At 68.7% G+C, this 25,944-nt stretch carries 25 protein-coding genes; 7 read left to right on the top strand and 18 right to left on the bottom strand.

Translation table 11 applies throughout. The annotated features are described in order from the left end of the window. From ABD188_RS12220 to ABD188_RS12230, 3 genes are read left to right on the top strand one after another with little or no spacing between them, the layout of a single operon-like run. On the top strand, positions 1-339 hold the full coding sequence (locus ABD188_RS12220) for a PadR family transcriptional regulator (RefSeq protein ID WP_344062495.1): 339 nt from the start codon (positions 1-3) through the stop codon (positions 337-339). After that, positions 321-1,142 carry a hypothetical protein gene (locus tag ABD188_RS12225; protein ID WP_344062498.1) on the top strand — a complete coding sequence of 274 codons (822 nt, stop codon included), beginning with the start codon at positions 321-323 and terminating at the stop codon, positions 1,140-1,142. Before ABD188_RS12220 ends, ABD188_RS12225 begins: the two co-directional genes overlap by 19 nt. 10 nt (positions 1,143-1,152) lie before the next feature. Further along, a complete protein-coding gene (locus tag ABD188_RS12230) occupies positions 1,153-1,332 on the top strand; it encodes a hypothetical protein (protein ID WP_344062501.1) in 180 nt (59 codons plus the stop codon). Between the two features lie 16 nt (positions 1,333-1,348). Here ABD188_RS12230 and ABD188_RS12235 read toward each other — a convergent pair whose 3' ends face one another. Continuing rightward, positions 1,349-2,926, bottom strand: a complete 1,578-nt coding sequence (locus tag ABD188_RS12235; protein WP_344062504.1) for a Rieske 2Fe-2S domain-containing protein — start codon at positions 2,924-2,926, stop codon at positions 1,349-1,351. Between the two features lie 64 nt (positions 2,927-2,990). Between ABD188_RS12235 and ABD188_RS12240 the strand changes: the two genes are divergently transcribed. Then, on the top strand, positions 2,991-3,920 hold the full coding sequence (locus ABD188_RS12240; RefSeq protein ID WP_344062507.1) for a hypothetical protein: 930 nt from the start codon (positions 2,991-2,993) through the stop codon (positions 3,918-3,920). A 1-nt stretch (position 3,921) separates the two neighbouring features. On the opposite strand, the gene ABD188_RS12245 is transcribed toward ABD188_RS12240, so the two are convergent. From ABD188_RS12245 to ABD188_RS12270, 6 genes are all read right to left on the bottom strand, one after another. Further along, a complete protein-coding gene (locus ABD188_RS12245; RefSeq protein ID WP_344062510.1) occupies positions 3,922-7,185 on the bottom strand; it encodes a DEAD/DEAH box helicase in 3,264 nt (1,087 codons plus the stop codon). A 44-nt stretch (positions 7,186-7,229) separates the two neighbouring features. After that, positions 7,230-7,640 carry a transcription antitermination factor NusB gene (gene nusB, locus ABD188_RS12250; RefSeq protein WP_344062513.1) on the bottom strand — a complete coding sequence of 137 codons (411 nt, stop codon included), beginning with the start codon at positions 7,638-7,640 and terminating at the stop codon, positions 7,230-7,232. 19 nt (positions 7,641-7,659) lie between these two features. Then, the gene (gene efp / locus ABD188_RS12255; protein WP_344062516.1) at positions 7,660-8,220 is read right to left on the bottom strand and encodes an elongation factor P; all 561 of its coding nucleotides are present in this window, start codon (positions 8,218-8,220) and stop codon (positions 7,660-7,662) included. 155 nt (positions 8,221-8,375) lie between these two features. Continuing rightward, on the bottom strand, positions 8,376-8,834 hold the full coding sequence (gene aroQ / locus ABD188_RS12260; protein ID WP_344062519.1) for a type II 3-dehydroquinate dehydratase: 459 nt from the start codon (positions 8,832-8,834) through the stop codon (positions 8,376-8,378). A gap of 41 nt (positions 8,835-8,875) precedes the next feature. Continuing rightward, entirely contained in the window at positions 8,876-9,424 is a 549-nt protein-coding gene (locus ABD188_RS12265) for a GNAT family N-acetyltransferase (protein WP_344062522.1), read from the bottom strand. Positions 9,425-9,469: 45 nt separating this feature from the next. Then, a complete protein-coding gene (locus tag ABD188_RS12270; protein ID WP_344062525.1) occupies positions 9,470-11,278 on the bottom strand; it encodes a bifunctional sugar phosphate isomerase/epimerase/4-hydroxyphenylpyruvate dioxygenase family protein in 1,809 nt (602 codons plus the stop codon). Positions 11,279-11,359: 81 nt separating this feature from the next. On the opposite strand from ABD188_RS12270, the gene ABD188_RS12275 reads away from it, so the two are divergent. The 3 genes from ABD188_RS12275 (at position 11,360) to ABD188_RS12285 (ending at position 14,328) form a co-directional block, all read left to right on the top strand. Further along, complete coding sequence (locus ABD188_RS12275; RefSeq protein WP_344062537.1) at positions 11,360-11,989, top strand: TetR family transcriptional regulator; 630 nt, start codon at positions 11,360-11,362, stop codon at positions 11,987-11,989. A 126-nt stretch (positions 11,990-12,115) separates the two neighbouring features. After that, positions 12,116-12,991 carry a shikimate dehydrogenase gene (locus ABD188_RS12280; protein WP_344062540.1) on the top strand — a complete coding sequence of 292 codons (876 nt, stop codon included), beginning with the start codon at positions 12,116-12,118 and terminating at the stop codon, positions 12,989-12,991. A gap of 17 nt (positions 12,992-13,008) precedes the next feature. Then, positions 13,009-14,328, top strand: a complete 1,320-nt coding sequence (locus ABD188_RS12285) for an MFS transporter (protein ID WP_344062542.1) — start codon at positions 13,009-13,011, stop codon at positions 14,326-14,328. Between the two features lie 43 nt (positions 14,329-14,371). Here the strand turns inward: ABD188_RS12285 and aroB are convergent, their stop codons facing one another. From aroB to ABD188_RS12340, 11 genes are all read right to left on the bottom strand, one after another. Next, positions 14,372-15,451: a 3-dehydroquinate synthase gene (gene aroB, locus ABD188_RS12290; protein WP_344062544.1), complete on the bottom strand. Its 1,080-nt coding sequence runs from the start codon at positions 15,449-15,451 to the stop codon at positions 14,372-14,374. Then, positions 15,448-16,032: a shikimate kinase gene (locus ABD188_RS12295; protein ID WP_344062547.1), complete on the bottom strand. Its 585-nt coding sequence runs from the start codon at positions 16,030-16,032 to the stop codon at positions 15,448-15,450. Before ABD188_RS12295 ends, aroB begins: the two co-directional genes overlap by 4 nt. Before the next feature lie 3 nt (positions 16,033-16,035). Next, positions 16,036-17,262 (bottom strand): chorismate synthase, encoded by a 1,227-nt coding sequence (aroC, locus tag ABD188_RS12300; RefSeq protein WP_344062550.1) that lies wholly within the window; start codon positions 17,260-17,262, stop codon positions 16,036-16,038. 29 nt (positions 17,263-17,291) lie between these two features. After that, the gene (locus ABD188_RS12305) at positions 17,292-18,137 is read right to left on the bottom strand and encodes a shikimate dehydrogenase (RefSeq protein WP_344062553.1); all 846 of its coding nucleotides are present in this window, start codon (positions 18,135-18,137) and stop codon (positions 17,292-17,294) included. Further along, entirely contained in the window at positions 18,131-19,732 is a 1,602-nt protein-coding gene (mltG, locus tag ABD188_RS12310; RefSeq protein ID WP_344062556.1) for an endolytic transglycosylase MltG, read from the bottom strand. The genes ABD188_RS12305 and mltG overlap by 7 nt, the downstream gene beginning before the upstream one ends. Position 19,733: 1 nt before the next feature. Then, a complete protein-coding gene (gene ruvX / locus ABD188_RS12315) occupies positions 19,734-20,201 on the bottom strand; it encodes a Holliday junction resolvase RuvX (protein WP_344062559.1) in 468 nt (155 codons plus the stop codon). Then, positions 20,198-22,855 (bottom strand): alanine--tRNA ligase, encoded by a 2,658-nt coding sequence (gene alaS, locus ABD188_RS12320; RefSeq protein WP_344062562.1) that lies wholly within the window; start codon positions 22,853-22,855, stop codon positions 20,198-20,200. Before alaS ends, ruvX begins: the two co-directional genes overlap by 4 nt. 60 nt (positions 22,856-22,915) lie before the next feature. Then, positions 22,916-23,233: an ATPase gene (locus tag ABD188_RS12325; RefSeq protein WP_344062565.1), complete on the bottom strand. Its 318-nt coding sequence runs from the start codon at positions 23,231-23,233 to the stop codon at positions 22,916-22,918. Positions 23,234-23,342: 109 nt separating this feature from the next. Beyond that, positions 23,343-23,972 (bottom strand): 30S ribosomal protein S4, encoded by a 630-nt coding sequence (rpsD, locus tag ABD188_RS12330; protein ID WP_344062568.1) that lies wholly within the window; start codon positions 23,970-23,972, stop codon positions 23,343-23,345. Positions 23,973-24,135: 163 nt separating this feature from the next. Further along, positions 24,136-24,468: an NUDIX hydrolase gene (locus ABD188_RS12335; protein WP_344062571.1), complete on the bottom strand. Its 333-nt coding sequence runs from the start codon at positions 24,466-24,468 to the stop codon at positions 24,136-24,138. Further along, positions 24,441-25,847, bottom strand: coding sequence for an HNH endonuclease signature motif containing protein (locus ABD188_RS12340; protein WP_344062574.1), 1,407 nt, complete (start codon positions 25,845-25,847; stop codon positions 24,441-24,443). The genes ABD188_RS12335 and ABD188_RS12340 overlap by 28 nt, the downstream gene beginning before the upstream one ends. Between the last annotated feature and the right edge of the window lie 97 nt (positions 25,848-25,944).

A 25,944-nucleotide genomic window follows, 5' to 3' on the forward strand; every position in this document is an offset into this window, starting at 1 on the left:
ATGAAGAGCGAAGCACTCAAGGGCCACCTCGATCTGCTCGTGCTGGCGGTCGTCTCGAGCGGTCCGATCCACGGCTACGGCGTCATCGAGGGTCTGCGAGCCCGCAGCGACGGATCTTTCGACCTCGCAGAGGGCACGGTGTACCCGGTCCTGCATCGGCTGGAACGAGCAGGGATGCTCGACCACGAGTGGTCGGAGGCCTCCGGTCGCCGTCGCAAGCTCTATCGACTCACCCCCACCGGCTCGGCGAAACTCGTCGAGCAGCATCGCGGCTGGCGCGAGTTCACTGAAGCCGTCGATTCCGTTCTGAGGGGGCGGCCATGGCCGGAGACAGCCTGATCGAGCGCTATCTGGCGTCGCTCGACAACCAGCTGGCGAGCCGCAAGGACCGTGCCGACCTCGTCGCCGAAGTGGGTGATCACCTCTACAGCGCGGCTGAGCACTGGCAGGCGACGGGGATCGATGGGACGGATGCCGAGCGTCGTGCGCTTCAGCAGTTCGGAAGGACGGACATCGCGGCATCGCTCGTCACCGTAATGCCCGCCGAGAGCACGAAGGGGGCCATCTTCTTCTCACGTCACCTCGGCGCCCTCGCCGCGGCGACATCTGCGCTCTGGCTCGTCGTCGGTCTGGTCGGCCTGTACGGCCGGATCGAGTTCCACGGCTTCTCCTGGCCCGAGGGCATGGCAATCGTCGCTGTGCTGGCGATCTCTTCGGCGGTGCTCTCGACCACGGCGACGCTGATCGCACTGAACATCCGAGCCGTCGGGGAGGTCGATGACGCCGCCCGCGCGATCGGTCTGATCGGAATCGTCGCGTCGTTCATGGCGCTCACCATGCCGTGGCTCGCCGTCTTGTGGGCATCGCTGTTCACCCTGACCCTGGTATGGACCTTCGCACGCACCTGGCGCACCCGAGCAGGTTCCCGGGCGTCGATGCTGGTGGTGATGGTCGTGCTCCTGGCGATAACCGCCGCCATCTTCGTCGTGCCGATCGTCAGCGGTGCTGTCGGCGGCATCCCGAGCGACCCGGTCGTGCTGATCCTCTTCTTCGCAGGGGCCGTCGTCCTCACTGTGGGCTTCGCCGACATCGCTGCGCGGACGGCCTATCGCTCGGCGCGCGCACGGGCCCTCATCGCATGAGGAGGACGCGATGCCGATCGAGGATCTGCTCAGCGGGGATCGCCTCGCTGACTTGATCGACGCCTGCATCGCGGGTTCTCAGATCGCCCTTGCGACCGCCGTACTGATGCTTCAGAGCGACCACATCGACCTTGAGAAGCTGCGACACGCACTCCGGCGGCTGAGGATCGGCTTGCGCGTGAACCGCTGACCCCGTGGCGGCGAATTCACACCGCAGCGGGAGCCGTAGCTCCCTGAGCGAGCGCGGTTTCGACGTCGTGCGAGCGGATCGGGTGCCCCTGCGACGTCAGGCACTTGCCAGAGGTGAGATCCCAGCTCCAGTCGTGCAGCGAGCAGGTGAGCACGCCGTCCTCGATCTTGCCGGTCTTCGACAGGTCGGCACGCAGGTGCGGACAGCGGCGCTGGACCACCCACTCCCCCAGTTGGACGTCTTCCGAGACATCCGACTGTTCGGCGTACCAGTTCTCGACGTACTCGATGCGGTCGCGTGACAGGCACTTCATGAAGGTGTAGATGAACTCGTTGAACTTGCCGACGCGTCCCGCGCCGAACTGCATCGACAGGAAGATCGAGTTCGACCAGTCGATCTCGTGATCGCGGATGTTCGTCGAGACGAGGTCCGCCGGGATGGTGAACCAGTACCCGGTCTCCTCTCCCGCGTACTCGCGAACCTTGGCCTTGGGAAAGTCGACCACCATGTCGAGCTCGCCGATCGTGTAGCGGACCGGCCCACCGACACCTTCTCGGAAGATCCTGCCGCGACGCAGCAGCGGCTCCCACCACTCCTTGATCGCGGCGAGCATCTCGTCCGGGGCGAGCACCGGAGGGCGGGATGCCTCCTCCGCACGGATCTCGTCCTGCCGCGTGTCGCGCTGCTCGGCGAGGTACGCCCACTTGTCGTCGAAGATCCGGTCGATCTCGGCATCCGTATACAGCGTCTGGGTGACAGCGAGTTCGCCGCCGCTGAGCTCGACGACCGTGCCGGGAAGGAACTCGTAGCCCTTCTGCTCGGGCCGGTGCTCCTTCATGTGCGCGAGGAACTCCCGCTGATCGGTGAAGATCGCGTCATTGTCGAGTCCCTGCCCGTTGTACTTGAACAGCTCCTCGCGCAGGAACATCGGCGGCCCGGCCATCGGGAAGACGTGGGGGGCATCCACCTTCTCGATGTAGTACATGGCTCGCTTGTTCTGCGCGTCACGCTTGAGCCTCGCGAAGTTCTGCTTCGCGTCCTGCGGCAGGTCGTAGACCATCGGCCACCAGATCGCGCCCGACACCTGCGTGAAGTACGCCTCCGGCTTCGAGAACGACAGCAGCTTCTCAAGGTCGAGCGGATGCGAGTCGTTCTGGTTCAGGATGCTGGCGGTGCCGTCGTCGACCGACAGCGACGAGTCGCCGATCGGGCCGTCACTCGGCGCCCGCAGCGGCGTGACCATGAGCTTCAGGTCGCCGAACTGCAGGGGCACACCCGCCTGGGTGTAGACGATGTTGTCGTAGCCGAGCTTGCGCAGATCGGTCTCGAGGTCGTCCGTCGGGTATTCCGGCAGGAGCACCTTGATGTCGGTGGGGACGTAGCGGCGCATGAGCGCGGGGTCGAAGTGATCGCGGTGCCGGTGCGAGACGTACAGGAAGTCGGCCTTGCCGAACCGCTCCCAGTCGAGGCCCCGGTTGTCGGGGAACGGGAACCACGATCCGAAGAAGGTCGGTCCGATCACCGGGTCGCAGAGGATGCTGCCGCCCGCCGTCTCGATGAACATCCCGGCATGGCCGAGTCCCGTGATCCGCATGCAGCCCCTCCTGAGTCGTGCCCGTAAAGTCTACGTGGCGGGGGTGCCGGACCACGGATGGAGGATGGCGATGCGTGCGATCGCGCGGCTCTTCACGCGGTTCAACGCGCCGCGCGCCAGTCGATGGCTGATCGCGACATGCCTGGTTCTCCTGACCGCGTGGCTCCAGGCTCACATGATCCTTGCGGCGCTGCACGATGACGGCACGACGGTACGAAGCGCGATCGCCGTCTACAACGATGATGCCGTTCGGGGTGAGGTCGCGGGCGTGGTGGACTGGGCATTCACGCAGGGCGCCACGCTCACCGGAGCGGGTGCTGCGGGCGACGAGGTGCGAGGGGCCGTCGTGACCGCGCTCGGCTCGGGCCGGATCTCCGCGCCGGTCGCCGATGCACTGGTCGGCGGACTGCTGGGACTCCGCGACGACGCGCTCGCACAGTTCGCCCAGGCGGGGCCGACGCGGCCGCTGACCCTGCAGGTAGGGCCCCTGCTGGCGGCGCTCGGCATCCCGGTCACGGCGGAAGTCGCGACGCAGCTGGGGCTGCCGGCATCCGCCGAGCTGGCCATGCCGATCGTCGATGCCAGGACCGTCGACACGCTGCGCACGCGCTATCACTGGACCGAGCTGATCGACACCTGGGCGCTTCTCGCCGCGGCGGTCCTGGGACTGGCGGGGGTCTGCCTGTCGCCGAGACCGCTTCGCACGCTCGCGATCACCATGGGCCTCGGCTGTGTGGTGTGTCTTCTCGCGATCCCGCTGTTCGGGCTCATCGAGGGGTGGCTGATCGGCGGCGGTGCGGGCCCGTGGTCGCCACTCGTGGCTCCGCTGGTGCAGTCGGCGATCGCCGAGCTGCGACCGTGGCTGTTTCCGCTCGGAGTCGCGGCCGTGGTGCTCGGTGTGGGTGGCCTCGTGGGCTGGCTGGTGCTCGATCGTCGTGCCGCTCGGGGCGACGTGCCGCCGCATTCGGCCGAGGTCCCCGACCCGTCACCGTGAGTCAGGTGTCGAACAGGCCCCGGATGTCGTCTGCCGTGAGCGCCTGCGAGAACAGTGCGTCGTCGTCCATGACCGCGCGGAACAGGCGCGCCTTGCGCCGCTGCAGGGCCATGACCTTCTCTTCGATCGTGCCGCCCGCGATGAGCCGGTAGACGTTGACGGGCCGCGTCTGTCCGATTCGGTGCGCGCGATCGACCGCCTGCGCCTCTGCCGCCGGATTCCACCACGGGTCGAGGAGGAACACGTAGTCCGCCTCGGTCAGGGTGAGCCCGAAGCCACCGGCCTTGAGGCTGATCAGGAAGACGGGCGCCTCGCCGTCGCGGAACGACGAGATGGCGGCATCCCGATCCCGTGTCGAACCGTCGAGGTACGCGTACGGGATGCCGCGCTCCGCCAGTCGCGCTGCCACCAGCCCGAGGAAGGACGTGAACTGGCTGAAGACCAGCGTGCGGTGGCCCTCGGCCAGGATTTCGTCCAGCTGCTCGAACAGCGCCGTGAGCTTGCTCGGGGCGATGTGCGCGTGGGCGGGATCGATGAGCTCGGGTGCGAGGCTCAGCATCCGCAGCAGCGTGAGCGAACGGAACACGATGAACCGATTGCGGTCGAGGTCGTCGAGGAGGCCCAGCACCTTCTGCCGCTCGCGCTGCAGCACCGCGTCGTAGAGTGCGCGGTGCGCAGCGCCCAGTTCGATCCGCACCTCCTGCTCCTGCTTGGGCGGCAGATCCGCGGCGACCAGCTCCTTCGTCCGGCGCAGAACGAGTGGGCGGATCCGTCGCCGCAGCCTCGCGAGCCGAAGCGCCCGGTGATCGCCGTCTTCGTGATCGTCGGGGACCTTCCCCTGTTCGATCGGGCCCACGTATTCGTCCCGAAAGCGCCGAGCCGACGGGAAGAGCCCTGGGGCCGCGAGCGACAGCAGCGCCCACAGCTCGGTCAGGCTGTTCTCGAGCGGCGTGCCGGTGATCGCGAACGTCACATCGGCGCGCAGCCCCCGGGCGACGCGGTGCGCCTTCGTCTGCGCGTTCTTGACGAACTGGGCTTCATCCAGCACGAGTCCCGCCCACTCCACGCCCGCGAACTCGGGTTCGTCGAGGCGCAGCAGCGTGTACGAGGTGATGACGAGGTCGGCTGTCCCCACGGCATCCGCGACGGCGAGCCCGCGCTTCGCACGCGTCGCGTCCACGATCGCGACATCGAGATCGGGCGTGAAGCGCGCTGCTTCGGTCCGCCACGTCGAGAGCACGGATGTCGGCGCCACCACGAGGAACGGCCGCCTTTCACCCGCTTCGCGCGTATGCGCGATCAGGGCGAGCATCTGGATCGTCTTGCCGAGCCCCATGTCGTCGGCGAGGACGCCGCCGAGCCGGTTCTGCCACAGGAACGCCAACCACTCGAACCCGGTGCGCTGGTAGGGCCGGAGCTGCGCGTGAAGGCCGGCCGGCAACGGCGTCGACGGAATCCGATCGAGGTCGCGGAGGGCATCGGCGGTGGCCCGCCAGCTCACGGCAGACTCGGACTCGTCCGCGACATCCTCGAAATCGGCCCAGAGCCCCGTCTGGTAGCGACTGATCCGAGGACCGGTCTCCCACTCGGCAAGGTCGCCGGCCTCTTCGATCAGATCGCGAAGCCGCTGCAGCGAGGGGTGTGCGAGCGAGAAGTAGCGCCCGTCACTGAGCAGCAGCTTGCGGCGCCCCCGAGACAGGGCGGCGAACAGTGGTGCGAAGGGGATCGTGCGCCCGTCGATCGTCACGATGACGCCGAGATCGAACCAGTCCGGATCCGTGCTCTCGACGGTCGACACCGTCACGTGCGGGTCGCCGGTCAGTTCGCGATAGCGCGGCCGCTCCCCCTCGATCTCCACGATGACGTCTGTGATCGCCTCCAGGGCCGGCAGCACACGTGTGGCGAATTCCGCTGCATCGATCCCTGAGAGGCGCCCGGCGGATGCGAACGGCACGGCGCGGACCTCCTGCCAGGCGGCTGCGACGCGCAGCCGGATGGTCTCTTCGGCACCCGCGTCGCGGTCGTCCGACATCGGCGCCTGATAGGGCACCGTCACACGGTCGCCGTAGCGCCACGCGAGCGCGAAATCGAGGTGGTGCGCGGGCGAGAACCGCACAGTCACCACGAGAGTGGGGCTTTCGGGGGCCGGCAGGTCGACCCCGGGCGCTTCGACCGTGACGTGACGGAGGAGTCGCGGCAGGTGCTGGGTCAGGAACTCCTCGGTGTCGTCGGCGGGCACGGTGACAGGGGTGCGCGCCGTGACGAGCGCATGCACCGGAGCCGAGAGAGGGAGCGGGGCAAGCGTGAGTTCGATGCGGTCGCCCGGCGCGAGGAATCGGTAGATTCCGACGTGGCCGATCGGACGCACCTGGTCGGTCTCGGCCGGCTCATCGTCGATCGAGAGGCGGGCGGCGAGCTCGAGTCCTGCTCTCCCCTGCTCGGCACGGACGATGACCGATGCGCTGTGCGCGACGCTCACGGTCGTGTGCTTCTTCGTCGGCACCACGACGATGCCGTGCTCGTCGGCCGTGGCCAGCTGCGGCCAAAGGAGATGGGACTCGATGTCGTCGAGGGTCACCCACTCCGAAACGTCGGAGAAGGACCCGAACAGGCGCATGTCGCGGGCGATGCTGTACAGCTCGGTGAACCACCGCGCTTGGGCCGGCTCGTAGCCGCTGCCTGGGCGTCGCAGCACCTCCCACGAGACGGCGCCCTTGATCCACGAGTCGCTGCGCGCGCTGCGCTCGAGCGGGCGCAGTCCGACCAGGACGTCGGCGCCGAATTGATGGAGCCCCCGTGCCGAGGCGCTCTCCACTCGAACCGGCGCCCAGCGCGACGAGCTGCGGCGCACCCGCTGCCGCAGCTCGATCCCGAGGGCGAGGGCGGTCGGCGCCGTCGTCGCGTGGGTCGACTGCGGGGCGAGCAGGGCGCGCCACTGCGCCGGAGCGGCCGGCGTGGCAGGGCTGCTGTCGGCGAGCTGATTCGCCGCGAGAAGTGTCGCCACCGTGTGCTTGCAGTTCTGTCCCAGCGGACAGGTGCAGAAGGTCGACACGATGAGCTGCTCGGGACGCTGCGGGTCGATTCGGATGCGACACCGGTAATGGCTCGAACCGCTCCCGTCGACGATCGACTCGAGCACCGACGAGTCCGGGTCCCACGCGACCGTTCGCACCGCGTCGCCATGGAAGTAGGCGAGCCCGCGTTCGTAGCCGCCGCCATCCGTCTGCCGGCGGATCTGCGCGGCGTCGACGAACGGCGGACGCATGTCGACCATCCTCGCAAAGTCCGCAGGGTCCGGGCGCGGGGTTGTCAGGACGAACGCGCGACCTTGGCGAGCACGCCGTGGACGAACGAACCGGAGTCGTCGGTCGAGAACTCCTTGGCGAGTTCGACCGCCTCGTCGATCGCGACGCCGGACGGCACCTCATCGTTGTAGAGCAGCTCCCACACACCGATGCGCAGCAGCGCCCGGTCGACGGCGGGCATGCGCGCGAGCGACCAGTCCTTTGCGTAGGTCGTGATCTGCTCGTCGATCTCGTCCTGGTTGTCGATCACGCCGTCGACGATGTCGCGGGCGTAGAGCCAGGATGCCTCGCGCGACGGCTCGTTGGCGGCCCGCTTGGCTTCGGCGGCAAGAACCGTCGAGACCTCGTCGCCTCGGACGTCGGCTTGGAACAGGATGTCGAGGGCGCGCTTGCGCGCCTTGGTGCGAGCACTCATCGCGAGAGCACTGCCCCGTTCAGTTCACGCGACCGAGATAGTCGCCCGTCCGCGTGTCGACCTTGACCTTGGTGCCGGTCTCGAGGAACAGCGGCACCTGGATCTCGTAGCCGGTCTCGACCGTCGCGGACTTCGTGCCCGCCGACGAGCGGTCGCCCTGCAGGCCGGGCTCGGTGTACGTGATCTCGAGGACGACGGATGCCGGAAGCTCGACGTACAGCGGGTTGCCGTTGTTGAGCGCGATCTGCACCTGCTGGTTCTCGAGCATGAAGTTCGAGGCGTCGCCGACGACGGTTGCCGGCACCGTCAGCTGGTCGTAGTCCGCGACATCCATGAACACGAAGCCGTCGCCGTCGTTGTACAGGTAGGTGAAATCGCGACGGTCGACGTTCTCGATCTCGATCTTGGCGCCGGCGTTGTAGGTGCGATCGACGACCTTGCCCGAGACGACGTTCTTGAGCTTGGTGCGGACGAACGCGCCGCCCTTGCCCGGCTTGACGTGCTGGAACTCGATGACGTTCCACAGTTGTCCGTCGATGCTGAGGACGACGCCGTTCCTGATGTCTGCGGTGGATGCCATGGGTGAGAGTCCGATCGTGTGGGGAAAGTCGTCGGGGCGCGATGAAGTGGCCCGACGTTCGATTCTACGGGATGCCCCATGCCCGCGCGGGGACGCCGGTCGGCGGCGCCGTAGGACCGCGTCAACTCGTCGGGAGCGGGCGCAGGAGCGGTGCGTCAGCCCTCGGCCTGGCCGGTGAGGACGTCGATCAGCCGTGCGACGGCGGTTGCATAGCCCCGCACGCCCTCGCCGATGACATGGACGATGGCGACATCCGCCACGTACGAGTGATGGCGGAAGGACTCACGCGCCATGACGTCGGAGATGTGGACCTCGGCAACCGGCAGGGCAACGCCCGAGAGCGCGTCGCGCAGGACGACGGAGGTGTGCGTCAGGCCCCCGGGATTGATGACGATACCCGCGCAGTCGGTCCTCGCCGCGTGGATCGCATCGATCAGCACCCCCTCGTGATTGCTCTGCACCGCTCGCACCTCGAAGCCGCGCGCGGCGGCGCTCTCGGCGACGAGGGCTTCGACATCCTGCAGCGTCTGGGATCCGTAGACCTCGGGCTCGCGCGTTCCGAGCAGATTGAGGTTCGGTCCGTTCACGAGCAGAAGTCGACGAGGAGCAGTCATGCTCGCACGATATCAGCGGCGAGCCGCGGGGCCTCGGCAGGTCATGGCACGGGTCTCGCCATGACGATCTCCGGACCGATCGGGCCCGTGAGGGTTTCACCGGTCGGCTCGAATCCCGCCCGTCGGTACGCTCCCTGCGCTCGCAGGTTGTCGCGGTGCACGTCGAGGAAGACCCGATCCAGGCCCTGCGTCGCAGCCCACTCCGCGGCGGCGGCGAGCAGCAGATCGACGGCTCCCGTCCCGCGATTCACCGGGCGCACGTAGACCCCGACGACGAACGCGCGACGGTCGTCGACGATCCGACCGAGGTGATCGCGGTCTCCGGTGGCCCGCACGAGCACCGAGAGGCTTCCGACCCACTCCTCGTCGACGACGGCGACGTACTGCGCCGCGACGTCGCTCCCGGCAGCCTTCTCGGCGCGATCGCGCCAGAAGTCGTCTCCCCGCTCGGCGACCTCGTGGGGGCGCTCGAGGAAGGCGATCGCGGCATCCGGGTCTGCCGTCGACTCCAGCCGCAGTCGCCGCACCGCTTGCCACTCATCGGCGCGGATGCGGCGCACCGAGATCCCAGGCTCACGGGGATTGGTCATCCGCGCACTTTACCCGCGATGAGGACTCGACGTGACGGCGGTGGTTCAGCGTCCCTGGGCGGACAGCCGTACCGGCGCGTTGCCGGCCCCATAGCCGTCGTAGTGTCCCCGGCGCTCGACGAACTCGCAGAACAGATCGCCGACGGTCGCGGTGTAGAAGTGCAGGTACTCCCCCGTCTCGTCGCGGTCGTAGACGAGGTCGAGTTCGCGGAGGGTGACGAGCAGCTCCTCGTCGAGGTCGAACCGTGCCGCGAGGTCGTCGTAGTAGTTCTCGGGGATACGAAGAGGGTCGAGACCCCGAGCGCGCGAGGAGCGGGCGAGCGCCACGATGTCGGAGCATGCGAAGGCGACGTGCTGTGGCAGCGATGCGCGTCGGCCCGGTTCGGAGAGGATCGGAGGCGAGACGTTGAGCGGGATGCGGATCGCCCCATCGAGGGACTGGATGACGCGGCTCTGGACCAGGCCCTGCGGGCTCGCGACCTCGGTCGAACTCGTCGACGGGAGTCCCAGCACCGAGGTGAAGAACAGGATCGCCTCCTCGATGACCTGCCACGGCTGACTCAGGCTGACGTGGTCGATGCCGACGATGGGGCTGTCGGCGAGCGGCGCGCCGTGCTCGAACTCCGCCACCCACGCGGGCTCCGAGGCGCTCGGCTCGGTCCAGAACACCTCCGTCCCGTCGGGAGCGACCGCGCCCTCGAGCACCTGCTCCGCAGCGTATGTCCGCCGGTAGGCGACGGGTGTGCCGAGCTGGCCGGCGCGCTCGGTCAGAGCGGTGGCGTCCGGCACGGCGAAGCCGACGGCGGCGATGTGGGGCGCAAGGCCGCGGGCGTGCTGCTCGTTCAGGACGAGGCGCGCGCTGCCGGCAGTCCAGAGCGTCACCGGCTTCGTCCGGTGCTTGCCGCGCGGCGTGAAGCCGACGGACTCGAGCAGGGCCTCGATCGGTGACGTGTCCTCCGCCTTGATCTCCACGAAGTCGAACCCGAGCGGCGAGCCGGCGTCCGGCAGCAGGTCGAGTGCGCTCGGCGCGGCGGGACCCATCCGTCGCGCGACGGCATCCTCGAGCCACCGCAGCGACCGCCGTGCATGAACGGCGGTCTGCCGCGCCTCGGTCTGCCTGAACGTGTCGTTGAACACCTCGAGCGACACCGGGCCGTCGTACCCCGTGCGCAGCACATGCTCCAGGAACGCCGCGAGGTCGAAGCTGCCCTCGCCGGGAAAGAGCCGGTGGTGACGGCTCCACGAGAGCACGTCCATCGACAGTGCCGGGGCATCCGCCAGCTGGAGGAAGAAGATCTTCGCTGGCGGGATGGATTCGATCTCTGCGGGATCGTGGCCACGCGAGAGGATGTGGAACGAGTCCAGGCACACGCCGACCGCGGGATGGTCGGCGAGCTGCACGACCCGCCATGCCCGGCGGTAGTCGTCGATGAACCTCCCCCATGCGAGGGCTTCGAATGCGATCCGGATGCCGTGGGCGCCGGCCAGATCGCCCAGCCGCCGCAGCTGCGCGGCACTGATCGCATCGTCGTCGATCGTCGCCGTGGCGACGTTGCTGCAGCACAGCACGACATCCGTGCCGAGCCGGTCCATGAGCCGGAACTTCGCCTCGGCGCGGCGCAGAACACCCTGGAACGCCTGCTCATCGACGCCCTCGACATCGCGCAACGGCTGGTACAGGTCGAGCGTCAGCCCGAGGCGCGCAGCGAGCGCACGGATCTCCTCAGGGCTCTCCGGCGAGCCGATGAGGTCGGGCTCGAAGATCTCGACCCCGTCGAATCCCGCCGCGGCCGCCGCATGCAGCTTCTCGGCGAGCGTGCCGCTGAGGCAGACGGTCGCGATCGAGGTCCTCACGGGCCACAATGTACCATGCGGTACATTGTGCCCGCGCGGTGTCTGCTCGGCCCAAACGATGACGACCACTATCCTGACGTCGTGCCATCCGTATCGCGAGACGCCGAGCGAACCCGGGCGGAGCTCCTCGCCGTCGCCACCGAGGTCTTCGCCGAAGAGGGCTACTCCGGCGCGAGAGTGGATGACATCGCCGAGCGTACGCGCACCACGAAGCGGATGATCTACTACTACTTCGGGGGCAAGGAGCAGCTGTATCTGGCAGTCCTCGAGAACGCCTACCTCGGCATCCGCGAGGCAGAACGCACGATCGACGTGGATCACACCGACCCGGTCGCGGCGATCCGCCAGCTCGCCGAGCTCACCTTCGACCATCATGTGTCTCACGACGCCTTCATCCGGCTCGTGGCGATCGAGAACATCCATCGCGGCGAGTTCATCCGGCGCATCGAGTCGCTGCGCACGCTCGCACAGCCTGCCAAGACCCTGCTCGACGAGATCCTCGAGCGCGGTCGTACCGCCGGTGTCTTCCGCACGGATGTCAACGCCATCGACGTGCACCTGGTCATCAGCGCGTACTGCGTCTTCCAGGTCGCCAACAAGTACACGTTCGGCTACCTCTTCGACGTGTCGTTCACGGATCCCGAGAGCCGGCGTCACCTTCGCGGCGTGATCGGCGATGTCGTGGTGGGCTGGCTCACCACACCGCGCTGACCCGCTCGCGCCGCCGATGTCCCTCGGAAAGGGACTCTTGACAGTGCGCCCTCGACGTGGTTTTCTGTGAACGTACCAGTTAGTACACAGCCGATCATCCAAGACTCACCGGGACGAAGGAGTGCCATGAGCGCGGCCCGCCCCTATCTCGTCGGACTCGTCGGCACCGGCGTCACGCCGTCGCTCACCCCGGCGATGCACATGGTCGAGGCCCGGGCTCTCGGCATCGACTACCTGTACCGGACGATCGACCTGACGACGCTGGGACTCGCGCCCGACCAGCTTCCCGACATCCTGGCGTGGGCGCGTCGATTCGGATTCGACGCATTGAACATCACCCACCCGTGCAAGCGGCTCGTCGTGGAATACCTCGATCACATCGACCCCCTCGCGCAGGCACTGGGATCGGTGAACACGGTCCTCTTCACTGATGACGGGCTCATCGGCCACAACACCGACACGACGGGGTTCGAGACCGCGTTCCGGTCAGGCCTGCCGGGGGCTCCGGTCGACCGCGTCGTGCTGCTGGGTGCCGGCGGCGCCGGCTCGGCGGTCGCCGACGCCCTGCTCCGAGTCGGTGCGAAAATGCTCACCGTCGTCGACCTCGACCTCGGGCGGGCGGAGGAGCTCGCGACCGACCTCGCCGGCCGGCACGCTGCCGAGGTGGACTTCGCCGCACCCGACGCCCTGCCCGAACTCCTGCGCACCAGCTCCGGCCTCGTGCACTGCACGCCGACCGGCATGAAGGAGCACCCCGGCATGCCGTTCGCCGCCGAACTCCTGCGACCCGAGCTGTGGGTCGCCGACATCGTCTACCGCCCGCTCGACACGGCCCTCCTGCAGGCCGCGCGCGAGGCCGGCTGCGAGACCCTCGACGGCGGGCGGATGGCGGTCTACCAGGCCGTCGACGCCCTCCGCCTCATCACGGGCCGGCACCCCGACCCCGAGCGAATGATCCGGCACTTCCACGACCTCGTGACCCCCCGCGAAGTCCTCACCTGAAAGGGAATGACAGACCGATGACCACCACCGCAACGACGCGGACACCCGTGAAGGCCGCCGTGGCCAGCTTCATGGGCAGTGCCGTCGAGTACTACGACTTCTTCCTCTACGGCTCCGCCGCCGCCCTCATCTTCCCCACCGTGTTCTTCCCCTCTGATGATCAGGCGGCGCTCATCATGTCGTTCGCGACGTTCGGGTTCGCGTACGTCGCGCGCCCTGTCGGCGCCATCATCCTCGGACACTTCGGCGACCGGATCGGTCGTCAGCGCGTGCTGATGTTCACGCTCCTGCTCATGGGGATCGCGACCTTCGCGATCGGCTGCATCCCGAGCTTCGAGCAGATCGGCTGGGCCGCACCGGCGATCCTCATCCTCTGCCGTCTGCTGCAGGGCTTCTCGGCGGCGGGCGAGCAGGCCGGAGCCTCATCCCTGACTCTCGAGCACGCGCCCGACAACCGGCGATCGTTCTTCACGTCGTGGACACTGACCGGCACGCAGGGCGGCCAGATCCTCGCGGCGCTCGTCCTCATCCCCGTCGTCGCCCTGCCTGACGACATCAAGTACACGTGGGGATGGCGCATCCCGTTCTGGCTGAGCGCGTTCGTCGTGCTCGTCGCCTACCTCATCCGCCGCACGCTCCACGAGACCCCGGAGTTCGAGCAGGCGAAGGCCGAGGGCAAGATCGCACGGATGCCGCTCGTGCCGCTGCTGCGCGACCACTGGCGCGACGTGCTGCGCGTCATCCTCTGCGCCTTCATCGCCGCCGTATCGACCGTGTTCGGCAATCTCGCGATCGCCTATGGGGTCGAGGTGGGACTCAACGCGTCCGTCACGTTGTGGCTCGTCGTGGTCGCCAACATCTTCGCGCTCGGCACGCAGCCGCTGTGGGGCATGCTCGCCGACCGCATCGGCCGCAAGCCGGTGTTCATCTACGGGGCACTCTCGTCCGCCGTGCTGATGCCCTTCTACATGCTGTCGATGGGCGCCGGCAACGAACTGCTGACGTTCGCGCTCGCGGTGCTGACCTTCTCGTTCGGGTATGCGGCCGCCAACGCGGTGTGGCCGTCGTTCTACGGCGAGATGTTCAGCACCCGCGTCCGGTTCTCAGGTGTCGCCATCGGAACCCAGATCGGCTTCCTGATGGCCGGGTTCGCCCCGGCGATCGTCACCGCGCTCGGCGGCGTCAAGGAGGGCGGCTGGGTCGTGATCAGCGTGTTCACAGCCGTCATCGCGCTCATCGCGTCCGCGAGTGCACTGACCGCCCGCGAGTCGAAGGACATCCCGACGTCGGAGCTGGGGCTCGCCTCCGAGAAGCGCGAGCTCGCTCCCGCCGTCTAGTTACGCCGACAGCCTCGTCCCGCGCACCGCGGGGCGGGGCTGTTCAGCGCCCGACCTCCTGGTAAGCGGCGAACAGCAGCGACTCGTCCGGCGCCTGGAGTACGGTCGGCCGAGCGATGTCGTCGAGCACGATGAAGCGGAGCATCCCGCCGCGGCTCTTCTTGTCGCGCTGCATGGTCGCGAGCAGCTGCGGCCACGCGCCGGCACGATAGCTCGTCGGCAGTCCGAGAAGCTCGAGGATGTCGCGGTGGCGCTGGGCCGCGGCATCCGGAAGCCTTCCCGCCAGGCGCGAGAGCTCGGCCGCGAAGACCATCCCGACCGAGACCGCCGCGCCGTGCCGCCACCGGTAGCGCTCCGCGTGCTCGATCGCGTGCCCGAGCGTGTGGCCGTAGTTGAGGATCTCGCGAAGCCCCGCCTCTCGGAGGTCCTCCCCCACGACGCTCGCCTTCATCTGGATCGCCAGTTCGATCGAGCGACGGAACGCGGCGCTCCGCGGGTCGACGGCCGCTTCGTGGTCGGCCTCGATCAGGTCGAGGATCTCGGGCGCCCAGATGAACCCCGCCTTGACGACCTCGGCGAAGCCTGCCGTGCGCTCGTTGGGCGACAGCGAGTCGAGCAGATCGAGGTCGCACACGACGGCACGCGGCGGCCAGAACGCCCCGACGAGGTTCTTGCCTTCCGCGGTGTTGATCCCCGTCTTGCCCCCCACGGCAGCGTCCACCATGCCGAGGACCGTGGTCGGCACCTGCACGAGTGCGACGCCGCGCAGCCACGTCGCGGCGACGAAGCCCGCGACATCCGTCACCGCTCCCCCGCCGAAGCCGACGATCGCGTCCGTCCGGGTGAAGTCGGCCTGGCCGAGGATCTGCCAGCAGAAGGCGGCGACCTCGACCCGCTTGCCCTGCTCCGCATCGGGGATCTCGGCGATCAGCACCTCTCGGGTGCCGTCGCTGAGCAGCTCTCGCAGCGTCGCGGCCTGGGCCGCGAGCGTCGGAGGGTGGACGATGAGGACTTTGCGGGCGGATGCGGGCAGCGCCGTCCCGACACGATCCAGGATGTCGCGACCGACCGTGACGTCGTACGGCTGGTCGCCTGCAACGGGGATCGTTGTGAGGCCGCTCACTTCGACTCGCTCGGCTCGCTCAGTGCATCGCGCACGTTCTCGTCTCCTGGTCCCGCGTGGTCTTCGACGACACCCCGCACCCACGACACGATGTCGCTGACGACATGCGAAAGCGGGCCGCTCGAGGTGTCGAAGGTGACGTCCGCGACGTCGGCGTAGAGGGCGCTCCGAGACGCCATGATGCTCTCCCAACGCGCGACGGGGTCGTCGCCGTCGGCGAGCAGTGGACGCGATGCGCCCTGAATCCGCGCCCGCACGATGCGGGGTGAGACCGTGAGCAGCACGACGTGGTGCGCGGAGAGGTCCGCGCGCGTGTCGGCGTCGAGCACGGCGCCGCCGCCGAGCGCCACGACTCCGCCCTGAGCGAGGGCCTCCAGCACGGCGCCGCGTTCGATCTCGCGGAAGCGCGCCTCGCCGTGCGACGCGAAGAGCTGAGCGATCGGACCGTGATCCCGCACGATGAGGCTGTCGGTGTCGCTGAACGGCAGCTGCAGTTCGCGTGCGACGCGCCGGCCGATGCTGGTCTTACCCGCGCCCATCGGTCCGACGAGGACGATCGCCTCGGTGCTGCTTCGGGTCATAGGTCAGGAGAGCTCGTGATCGAGCAGCGCGGCCTGCGAGGCCGATGCGGTGCGGAGTGTCGCGGGGATCGAGGCGAGGTAGGACTCGAGATTGCGGCGCGTCTCTGCGACGCTGTCGCCGCCGAACTTCTCCAGCACGACCTCGGCGAGGACGATCGCGACCATCGCCTCGGCGACGACGCCCGCCGCGGGCACGGCGCACACGTCCGAACGCTGGTGGTGCGCCGCGGCGGTGTCGCCGGTCGCGATGTCGACCGTCCGCAGGGCGTGCGGGATCGTGGCGATGGGCTTCATGCCGGCGCGCACGCGCAGCACGGTGCCGGTGGACATGCCGCCCTCGGTGCCGCCTGCACGGTCGCTCGAGCGGGTGATGCCGTCGTCGCCGGCGAACAGCTCGTCGTGCGCCCGTGACCCCCGCCGGGTGGTGGTGAGGAATCCGTCTCCGACCTCCACGCCCTTGATCGCCTGGATGCTCATGAGCGCCTGCGCGAGCTTGCCGTCGAGGCGGCGGTCCCAGTGCACGTGCGAGCCCAGCCCGGGCGGAAGGCCGTATGCGAGCACCTCGACGATGCCGCCGAGCGTGTCGCCGTCCTTGCGCGCCTCGTCCACTTCTTCGACCATGCGCGCCGAGGTGGCGGGGTCGAAACACCGGAGCGGGTCGGCATCCATCACGTCGACGTCTTCGGGTGCAGGAAGCGGCGCATCCTCGGGAACCCGGACCGGGCCGATCGAGAGGGTGTGGCTGACCAGCCGGATGTCGAGCTCTGCCAGGAAAGCGCGGGCCAGAGCCCCGAGCGCGACCCGCGCGGCGGTCTCGCGCGCGCTCGCACGCTCGAGGATCGGCCGAGCTTCGTCGAACCCGTACTTCTGCATGCCGACGAGATCGGCGTGGCCCGGACGCGGTCGGGTCAGGGCAGCACCCCGCCCGCGCGACTTGTCGGTCAGATCGACCGGGTCGGGGCTCATCACCTCGACCCACTTGGGCCATTCGGTGTTGCCGATCCGCAGGGCGATGGGGCTGCCGAGGCTCTCGCCGTGGCGGACACCCGCCGAGATCGAGAGGTCGTCCTCCTCGAACTTCATGCGCGAGCCGCGGCCGTAACCCAGCTTGCGGCGAGCGAGGTCGGCTTGGATAGCGGCGCGCGAGATGGGGACGCCGGCGGGCAGGCCCTCCATGATGGCGACGAGTTCGGGGCCGTGCGATTCGCCGGCCGTGAGCACGCGGAGCATTCGACTAGTCTCCCACGCGTGGGGAGGCGTCACTCTCCCATGACGGCGTCGCGCATCGCGGCGACCACGGCAGGCTCATTCTCGAGCGGAATGTCGAGGTCGCCCGACGTGAACAGCCGCACCTGCAGCACAGCCTGGTGCAGCAGCATCCACAGCCCCGAAAGCGACGTTCCGCCCGCGCGCTCCCACGCGTTCGCCAGTGCGGTGGGCCAGTGTCCGTACACCGCGTCGAACAGCAGGCCGCCGGCGGCTGCCAGGGCATCGGCGGTGGAGTCCCCCAGCGCAGCATCCCCCGGAAGCGTCGCGACGGTCACCGCCACAGGCGTGTACGGCCGGTCGTCGAACGGAGTGGCGACGACCGCGACGCCGAGCTGCGCGCCCAGCGCGGCGAGCTTCTCCACCGCCTCAGGACGTCGAGCCACGACCTCCACCTGCGTCGCGCCCAGCTCGCTCAGAGCGACGATCGCGGAGGTCGCGGTGGCACCCGCGCCGACGATCCGGGCGGCATCGATGCCGTCGATCCCCTGCTCGACGAGGGCCCGGATGATGCCGCCGACGTCGGTGTTGTAGCCCTGCGGGCCGTCTGCGGTGAGGAGGAGCGTGTTCACCGCGCCGGTGAGCAGCGAGCGTCGACCACGGTGTCGGGCCGCCTCGAAGGCGACGCCCTTGAGGGGCATCGTCAGCGAGAGCCCGCGCCACGTGCCGTCGAGCGATGCGAGCTCGGCGGCGAATCCGCTCTCGTCGACACGGCGGCGACCGTACGACCAGTCGAGCCCGAGCACGTCGTACGCCGCCGCGTGCAGCAGCGGTGACCGGCTGTGCGCGATCGGGTCGCCCCACACCTCCAACCGTGCCCCAGGGAAGGGGTTCAGCATCCGGAGTCCGGGTGGTCGGCACACCACGCGATCCACTGCGCGCGGGCACGCTCGTGATCGGCAAGGTTCGACGTGAAGACGGTCTCGCCGGTGTCGAGGTTCACCGTGACGAAGTAGAGCCAATCACCGTCAGCCGGGTGCATCGCGGCGTCGATCGCCGTGTCACCCGGGTTGGAGATCGGACCGATCGGCAGCCCGGTGTGAAGGTACGTGTTCCACGGATTGTCGTCGTTGAGCGCTTCCTCCGACGAGCTCACGGTGCCGTCGTGCAGCTCGCCGTACCCGTACTGCGCTGTCGAGTCCATCTGCAGCAGACCGAAGGTCTCCTGGTTGTCGGGGTCGAGACGGTTCTGGATGACGCGAGACACCTTGTAGAAGTCATCCTCGAATCGCGCTTCGCGCTGGATGATCGAGGCGATCGTGAGGATGCGCGGGCGATCCTCGACCGGAACCTCCGCTTGGTCGAGGGATTTCACGGCGCGGTCGACGAGCGTCTGGATGACCTGCGGCGCGGTCACGCCGGGATCGAACGTGTACGTCGCGGGGAACAGCCAGCCTTCGAGGCTGTCGGCGGCGACACCGTAGTCGGCCGGGTTGGCGACGGCCGCCTGGAAGTCCTCGACCGGGAGTCCGGTCGCCTCGGCCAGGATCGGGAGCGACGCATCGACAGTGAGCCCCTCACGCAGCTGGGCTGTGTTCTCCATCTTGTTCGCCGGGTCGAGCAGGGCTGCGAGCGCCGCTTCGGACGTCATCTGCTTCTGCATCTTGAACACGCCGGGCACGAACGGCGGGTTCTGCTGCGTTTCGATGAGGTAGTCGTAGAAGGCGCCTGGGGTCTTCGTGATGCCGGCGTCGTAGAGAGACTGCGAGATAGGGCTTCCGGTGTCGCCCTCTGCGACCGTCACGTAGGCCTCGCCGTTGGCCTCGCCGTCGGCGTAGTCCTTCGGCTCCTCCCAGCCCATCACCTCGCGGATCTTGTCTTCGTAGGTGTTCCAGACCCAGATCCCGCCGGACACGACTCCGCCGATGAGGAGCAGCACGATGCCGAGCGCTATCCACCCGCCGATGCGGCGCTTGCGCTTGTTCTTCGGCGGCGGCAGGTGGCCGAAATCGTCGGTGCTCGCATGACCTGCGAAGAGGCTCTCGAGCGAGTCGGTGCGCTGTGCCTCGGGACCGTTCTCACGCGAGGCAGCACCCCGTCCGTATGGCATGGCTGGAGCGGCCTCGGCCCCGGCGAACAGCCACGGTTCGTCATGGGGGTCGACCTGGATCGGCGCCGTTTCGTGCTGGGCTGCCGCTGCGGCGGCGGCGCTCGTGCCAGCCGGCGGCGCAGTGGCCGGGAGCGGCGGGACAGGTGGCGGTGGTGCTGCAGCGTCGGCGGCGGTCGCCGACTGCTGAGCCGCAGCCTCTCGCGCGGCGCGACGGGAAAGCGGCACGCCGCCGGTGTCGGCCAACGAGGACGTGGGAGCGCCGCCCGCGTTCGCGCCAGAACCGGAGGCGGAGTCCTCGCTGGAGGAGCGGAGCTGACGTGAGCGCGGGTCGGGGAGTTTGCCGAAGAGATCCGCGAACGGATCATCGGACGAGGGATCGGGCATTTCAGGCGGGCTCCTGGAAGACGGGGGTACCGGCCGGGCGACCAGTGCTCTTCTCGACATCGAGCGCTTGCTGGAGGAGTACGACTGCCGCGACCTGGTCCACAATGCTACGAGACGAACGCTGAGATCTCCCCGATTCGCGCAGTGCCGCGTGTGCCGAGACCGTGCTGAGACGCTCGTCGACGAGTCGGACGGGCAGCTCGGATGCGGCTGCGAGCTCGGACGCGAACCGCCGGGCGTCCGTGGTCGAGGCGGTGTCCTCGCCGCGCATATTGAGCGGAAGGCCGACGAGGATCTCGGTTGCGGAGTGCTCGGCAGCGAGTGTCACGACCCTCTCGACCGACCGGTCGTCGCGCTGCACGGTCTCCACCGGAGTCGCGAGCAGACCGTCCGGGTCGCATCGCGCGACGCCGACGCGCGCCTTCCCGACGTCTATGCCGAGGCGCACGCCGCGCCGGAACCCACTCACGCGGCGAGCGCCGCCTTCACGGCTGCGAGCGCAGCAGGCAGGGCTGCCGCATCCGTCCCGCCGCCCTGTGCGACATCGTCGCGCCCACCGCCGCCGCCGCCGAGCGCCGTCGCCGCGACCTTCGCCAGCGCGCCGGCCTTCGCACCGGCGCCGCGCGCCGCATCGTTGGTGGCCACGATCACGACCGGACGCCCGCCGACCTCGGCGCCGAGAGCGACGACACCAGCCGAGGCGCCCAGGCGGTCCCGCAGCTGCAGCGCGAGCCCGCGGACGTCGTCCGTCGATGCCGCGGTGCCGAGTGACTCGGCGACGACCCTGTGTGCGCCGACCGTCGATGCCTTCTCGACGAGCGCGGGCAGCCGGTCGCCGAGCGCCTTGGTCTCGTAGGCCGCGATCTTCTTCTCCGCTGCCTTCAGGCTCGCGGTGAGCTCCGCGATACGTGCCGGAAGCTGCTCGCGCGGGGTCTTCAGCGTCGAGGTCAGCTGGGACACGAGCGCGCGCTCCGCGGCGAGCGAGCGGAACGCGTCGAGCCCGACGAGAGCCTCGACGCGGCGGTTGGACGCGCCGACCGAAGACTCCCCCACGAGGCTGATGAGGCCGACTTCGGCGCTCGTCGAGACGTGCGTGCCCGCGCAGAGCTCGCGCGACCACGGACCGCCGATGTCGACCATGCGCACCGTCTCGCCGTACTTCTCGCCGAACAGCGCCATGGCGCCGAGGCTCTTCGCCTCGTCGAGCGCCACCACGCGGGTGGTGACCTCGAGGTTGTCGCGGACGGCGTTGTTGGCGATCTCTTCGATCTCGGACTTCGTCGCATCCGACAGGGACTGGCCCCACGTGAAGTCGAAGCGCATGTACCCGGCGCGATTGAGCGATCCCGCCTGGGTCGCGGTCTTTCCCAGGGTGTCGCGGAGGGCCGCGTGCACGAGGTGAGTCGCGGAGTGCGCCTGCCGCGCCGCGCGCCGGTTGGCGGCATCCACGACGGATGTCGCCGGCTGCCCGACGCCGACCTCACCCGACGTGACCTCCACGGTGTGGCTGACCAGGCCTGCAACGGGCTTCTGCACGTCGAGGACCTCGAGCTCGTAACCCGGACCGATGATGACGCCCCTATCGGCGACCTGACCGCCCGACTCGGCGTAGAGCGCGGTCTCGGCGAGGATCACCTCGGCGATCTGTCCCTGCGAGGCGCGGTCGGCCGGCAGCCCGTCGACCAGGATGCCGAGCACGCTCGACTCGGTCTCGAGATCCGTGTACCCCGTGAAGACCGTCTCGCCCTTCAGACGCAGGTCGCGATAGACGCTCAGGTCGGCCAGGGCTCGCTTGCGCGAACGGGCATCCGCCTTCGCGCGCGCACGCTGCTCCTGCATGAGCGTGTCGAACGCAGCGCGGTCGACACTGAGCCCGGCCTCCTCAGCGATTTCGAGAGTGAGGTCGATCGGGAATCCGTAGGTGTCGTGCAGCAGGAACGCCTCGTCACCTGCAAGAGCAGTGCCGCCGGCATCCTTCGTCGCCTCGAGGGACGCGTCCAGGATGACGGAACCGGCAGCCAGCGTGCGCAGGAACGTCGCCTCTTCGGCGTAGGCATAGGCCGAGAGGCGTGCGTAGTCCTCGGCGACGATCGGATAGGCGTCGCGCATCGCGTCTCGCGACGCGGGGAACAGGTCGGGGAAGGTCGGGCCGTCCACGCCGAGCAGTCGCATCGAACGGATGGCGCGCCGCATGAGGCGGCGGAGGATGTAGCCGCGGCCCTCGTTGGACGGGGTCACGCCATCGGAGAGCAGCATGAGCGACGACCGTATGTGATCCGCGATGATGCGGAACCTGACGTCGTCCTCGTGATCGGCGCCGTAGCGGCGGCCCGAAAGCTCGACGGCTCTGTCGAGCACCGGTCGCACCTGGTCGGTCTCGTACATGTTGTCGACGCCCTGCTTGATGAACGCCACGCGCTCGAGGCCCATGCCGGTGTCGATGTTCTTGTTCGGCAGCTCGCCGACGATGCGGAAGTCGTACTTGGAGCGCACGTCTTCGATCGCGTACTGCATGAAGACGAGGTTCCAGATCTCGACGTACCGGTCATCGTCCGTGGCGGGGCCCCCGTCGATGCCGTACTCCGGACCGCGATCGAAGAAGATCTCGGAGCAGGGCCCCGCCGGTCCTGGCAGGCCGGTGCTCCAGTAGTTCGTGTCTTTGCCGAGCCGGTGGATCCGGTCTTCGGAGAGACCTGCGATCCGCTTCCAGAGTTCGAATGCCTCGTCGTCCTCTTCGTAGACCGTGACCCACAGGTCCTTCGGATCGAATCCGAGCTTTCCATCTGCCTCGGCTCCGGTGAGGAAATCCCACGCGTACGTGATGGCGCCCTCTTTGAAGTAGTCGCCGAAGGACCAGTTGCCGAGCATCTGGAAGAACGTGCCGTGTCGCGGCGTCTTGCCCACTTCCTCGATGTCGTTCGTGCGGATGCACTTCTGGACGTCTGCCGCGCGGGCGTACGGCGCGGGGACGTTGCCGCTCAGGTATGGGATGAACGGCACCATGCCTGCGACGGTGAAAAGCAGCGCCGGGTCGTCGGTGACGAGCGAAGCGGACGGCACGATGACGTGGCCGTTCCTCTCGAAGTACTCGAGGTAACGCTGGGCGATCTCGGCGGTCTTCATTCAGGTCCTCGCAGTGGGCGCGGTCGTCTCCCCTCATGCAGGGGGCGGCGCCTCGATGGGTCAGTCGGTGAGCTTGTACGCGGCGTCCGCGGCGGAGTCGATGGCATCTGCCGCCTTGGACTTCGCGGCGTCGACGGCATCGGATGCGGCCGACTTCGCGGCCGCGCCGGCTTCGGCTGCGGCATCCTTCACTTCATCGACAAGGCCGGTGATGCGGGATTCCTGCTCCCGATAGGCGTCGCCCATGCGATCGGTGAACGCGCCGATGCGCGCGTCGACCTCGGCGAGCAGCTCGTGACCGCGCGGATCCTTGTTGACGAGGTGTGCGAGGACGAACCCGCTGGCAACGCCGAGCAGGAACAGCAGCACGTTCTTCATCTCATCACTTCCTTGGGGAGCCGCCGGGGCGCGGCGCATCCCATCGTATGCGGAAACGACGAAGGGCGCCGGGGGTTGAACCCCGACGCCCTTCGATCGAACGCTGGCTCTACCGCGCTGCGTAATACTCGACGACGAGCTGGACGTCACAGACGACAGGAACCTCGGCGCGCTTGGGGCGACGCACCAGGCGCGCCTGCAGCTTGTCGAGCTCGACCTCGATGTAGGCGGGAACCGGAGGCAGAACCTCGGCGTGACCGCCGGCGGCTGCGACCTGGAAGGGCTCGGTGCCCTCGCTCTTGGCCTTGACGTGGATGAGCTGACCCGGCTTCACGCGGAACGACGGGCGGTCGACGGTCTGGCCGTCGATCAGGATGTGGCGGTGCACGACGAGCTGGCGTGCCTGCGCGGTGGTGCGGGCGAAGCCGGCGCGGAGCACGAGGGCGTCGAGACGCATCTCGAGCAGCTCGACCAGGTTCTCACCGGTCAGGCCGTCCTTGCGGCGGGCCTCGTTGAACGTGTTGCGCATCTGCTTCTCGCGGATGCCGTACTGCTCGCGCAGACGCTGCTTCTCGCGGAGACGGACGGCGTAGTCGCTGTCCTGCTTGCGCTTGGTGCGGCCGTGCTCACCCGGCGCGTAGGGGCGCTTCTCGAGGTAGCGGGCGGCCTTGGGGGTCAGCGCAACGCCGAGCGCGCGCGACAGACGGACCTTGCGGCGGTCCTGGGACTTCGTGGGCACGAAGGTGTCCTTCCGATGACGTGGCCGCGTCTTTCGCAGCTCACGGACGTATCGCCTTCCCTGCCGGTCGGCGCGCACGTCGGGGCAGGCCGATGGTCTTGTGGGGGAAGGGGATGCCCGAAAACTGGGTTTCGAGCCGGTCAAGTCTACCAGACCTGGGTCTTCACGCCTGCCGTGCGCCGCATGCCACCGCACGCGCGGCGGCGAGCTCCGCCATACCGACGGGATGGAACGGCGGGTCGCCCGCGCGGAGCGCGTCGAGCGGGATCCAGCGGGCGGTCCTGTGGTTGTCGAGTACCGGAATCTCGGCGCCGATGTCGAGCTCGTCGAGCTGAGGGCTCGCGACGCCGAAGACGTGCACGACCTCGTGCCCCCTCCGCCCGTCGACGTCGAAGGCGGTTTCGAGGAAGGCTCGGGTCGCTGTGCACTCGAGGTCTCGCGGCGCCGACGTCAGAGACAGCGCTCGCATCACGGCATCCGCGCCTGTTCGCGACATCCGCGTCGTCGATCGATGGCGCGGATGTCGCGAAGTGGCGCGGTCGTGGTGTCGGCGGCGCGGCGTGATGGCGCGGATACCGCAAACTGACGCGGTCCGATCTCGCGAGTGCGGAGCGCTGGCGCGGACCCCGCACATCGACACGGAAGGTTCGTGTCACTCGTAGTGCCGCCGTACTGCCAGTCGAGACGGTGGTCGATCTGGCAGTCGCGAGCAGGTCGAGTGCACCCGGGGAACACGCACACGGGATCGCGAACTCCCAGCCACCGGCGCAGTGCCTTCGGCACGCGGTGCGCCTTGCGATCGATGTCGAGCACAGTTCCGGTGACAGGATGCGTGAGTATCCGAATCCAGCTCGACGCTCCGCCCGCGAGCCGCTTCGCTGTCTCGAGATCGATCGGACCATAGCCTTCGAGGGTCGCGGGAGTGTCGTCGCGACCGAGAAGGGTGAGCGCCGGCACGGTGATGGCGACGGCGGCGCGCTGCCGAATCCCTTGAGAATCGGCGGTGTCACCCTTGGCCAGGAGGTCGGCCAGCACGTCGGCCCGCAACTGCGCGAGCGTGCGCTCTTCTCCGTCCTGGGCGTGCAGATGCCGAGCGATCGCGTCCACCCGAGCAAGACCGGCATGGGCGCGGTCAGCAGGAAGGTCGGCGGTCAGCGTGCCCATGCCGTCCAGCTCGGGTGTCAGCCACACGCCGCGGTCTGCGGCAGCACCCCTATGACGGTCGTCGATGCTCTCGGGGTGAACCCGCTCGCGCACAACTCGGGCGCGGATCCTGAACTTGCCGGGTGGCAGCGAGCGTGCGGCATCCGCCAGCGCAGCATCGAAGCGTGCCCACGCGTCTCGATCGCGGCGCGGGAGTGTGGAAGCGAGCTGAGCTGCCGTGACGGTGTTCTGCTCCGGAACTCCGCCCGACGAGAAGTTCGCCCAGACTGTTGGACACCTCTCCCGAAGGGTCTCGGCGTAGGCGGCCCTGTTGCGCACCATCGACTCCGACAGCTGCAGCCTCGTCGCGAGGTCGGCGGCAGCCGCGCGAACGGCGATGTCACGACGCTCACGTCGGACCTCCCCCGCGCTTCGATCGCGCGGGTCGACCCAGTCGGGCTGCCGAGTCGGATCGGGTCCGACCCAGGGATCCGGGTGCGCAGCGGCATCCCTCAGCACCGCCGCCAGGCCGGCGTACTGTTCCGCCGTGAGAACCCGGGCGCGAACCATGACTGCCTCGAGTGCCGCCGCTGCGGCGCTGTGGGCCTCGCCCGAGGACCACACGTCTTCGTCCGCCCGCTGCGGGACCTCACCGGGCAGCAGCACATCACGCTCATCGAGGAATCGCTCCGGATCCTCCATGTCGATCCAGGCTGTCGAAGCTATGTTCACCTATTCAGGCTACTGCGCACCGCCGACATTCGAACCTGATGGATTGCCGGATCGGCCTTGTCGTAGCACACCAAGCCCGGTCGGAGGAGAGGCGACC

It is taken from the genome of Microbacterium pumilum (genome assembly GCF_039530225.1).
GTDB classification, from domain to species: domain Bacteria; phylum Actinomycetota; class Actinomycetes; order Actinomycetales; family Microbacteriaceae; genus Microbacterium; species Microbacterium pumilum.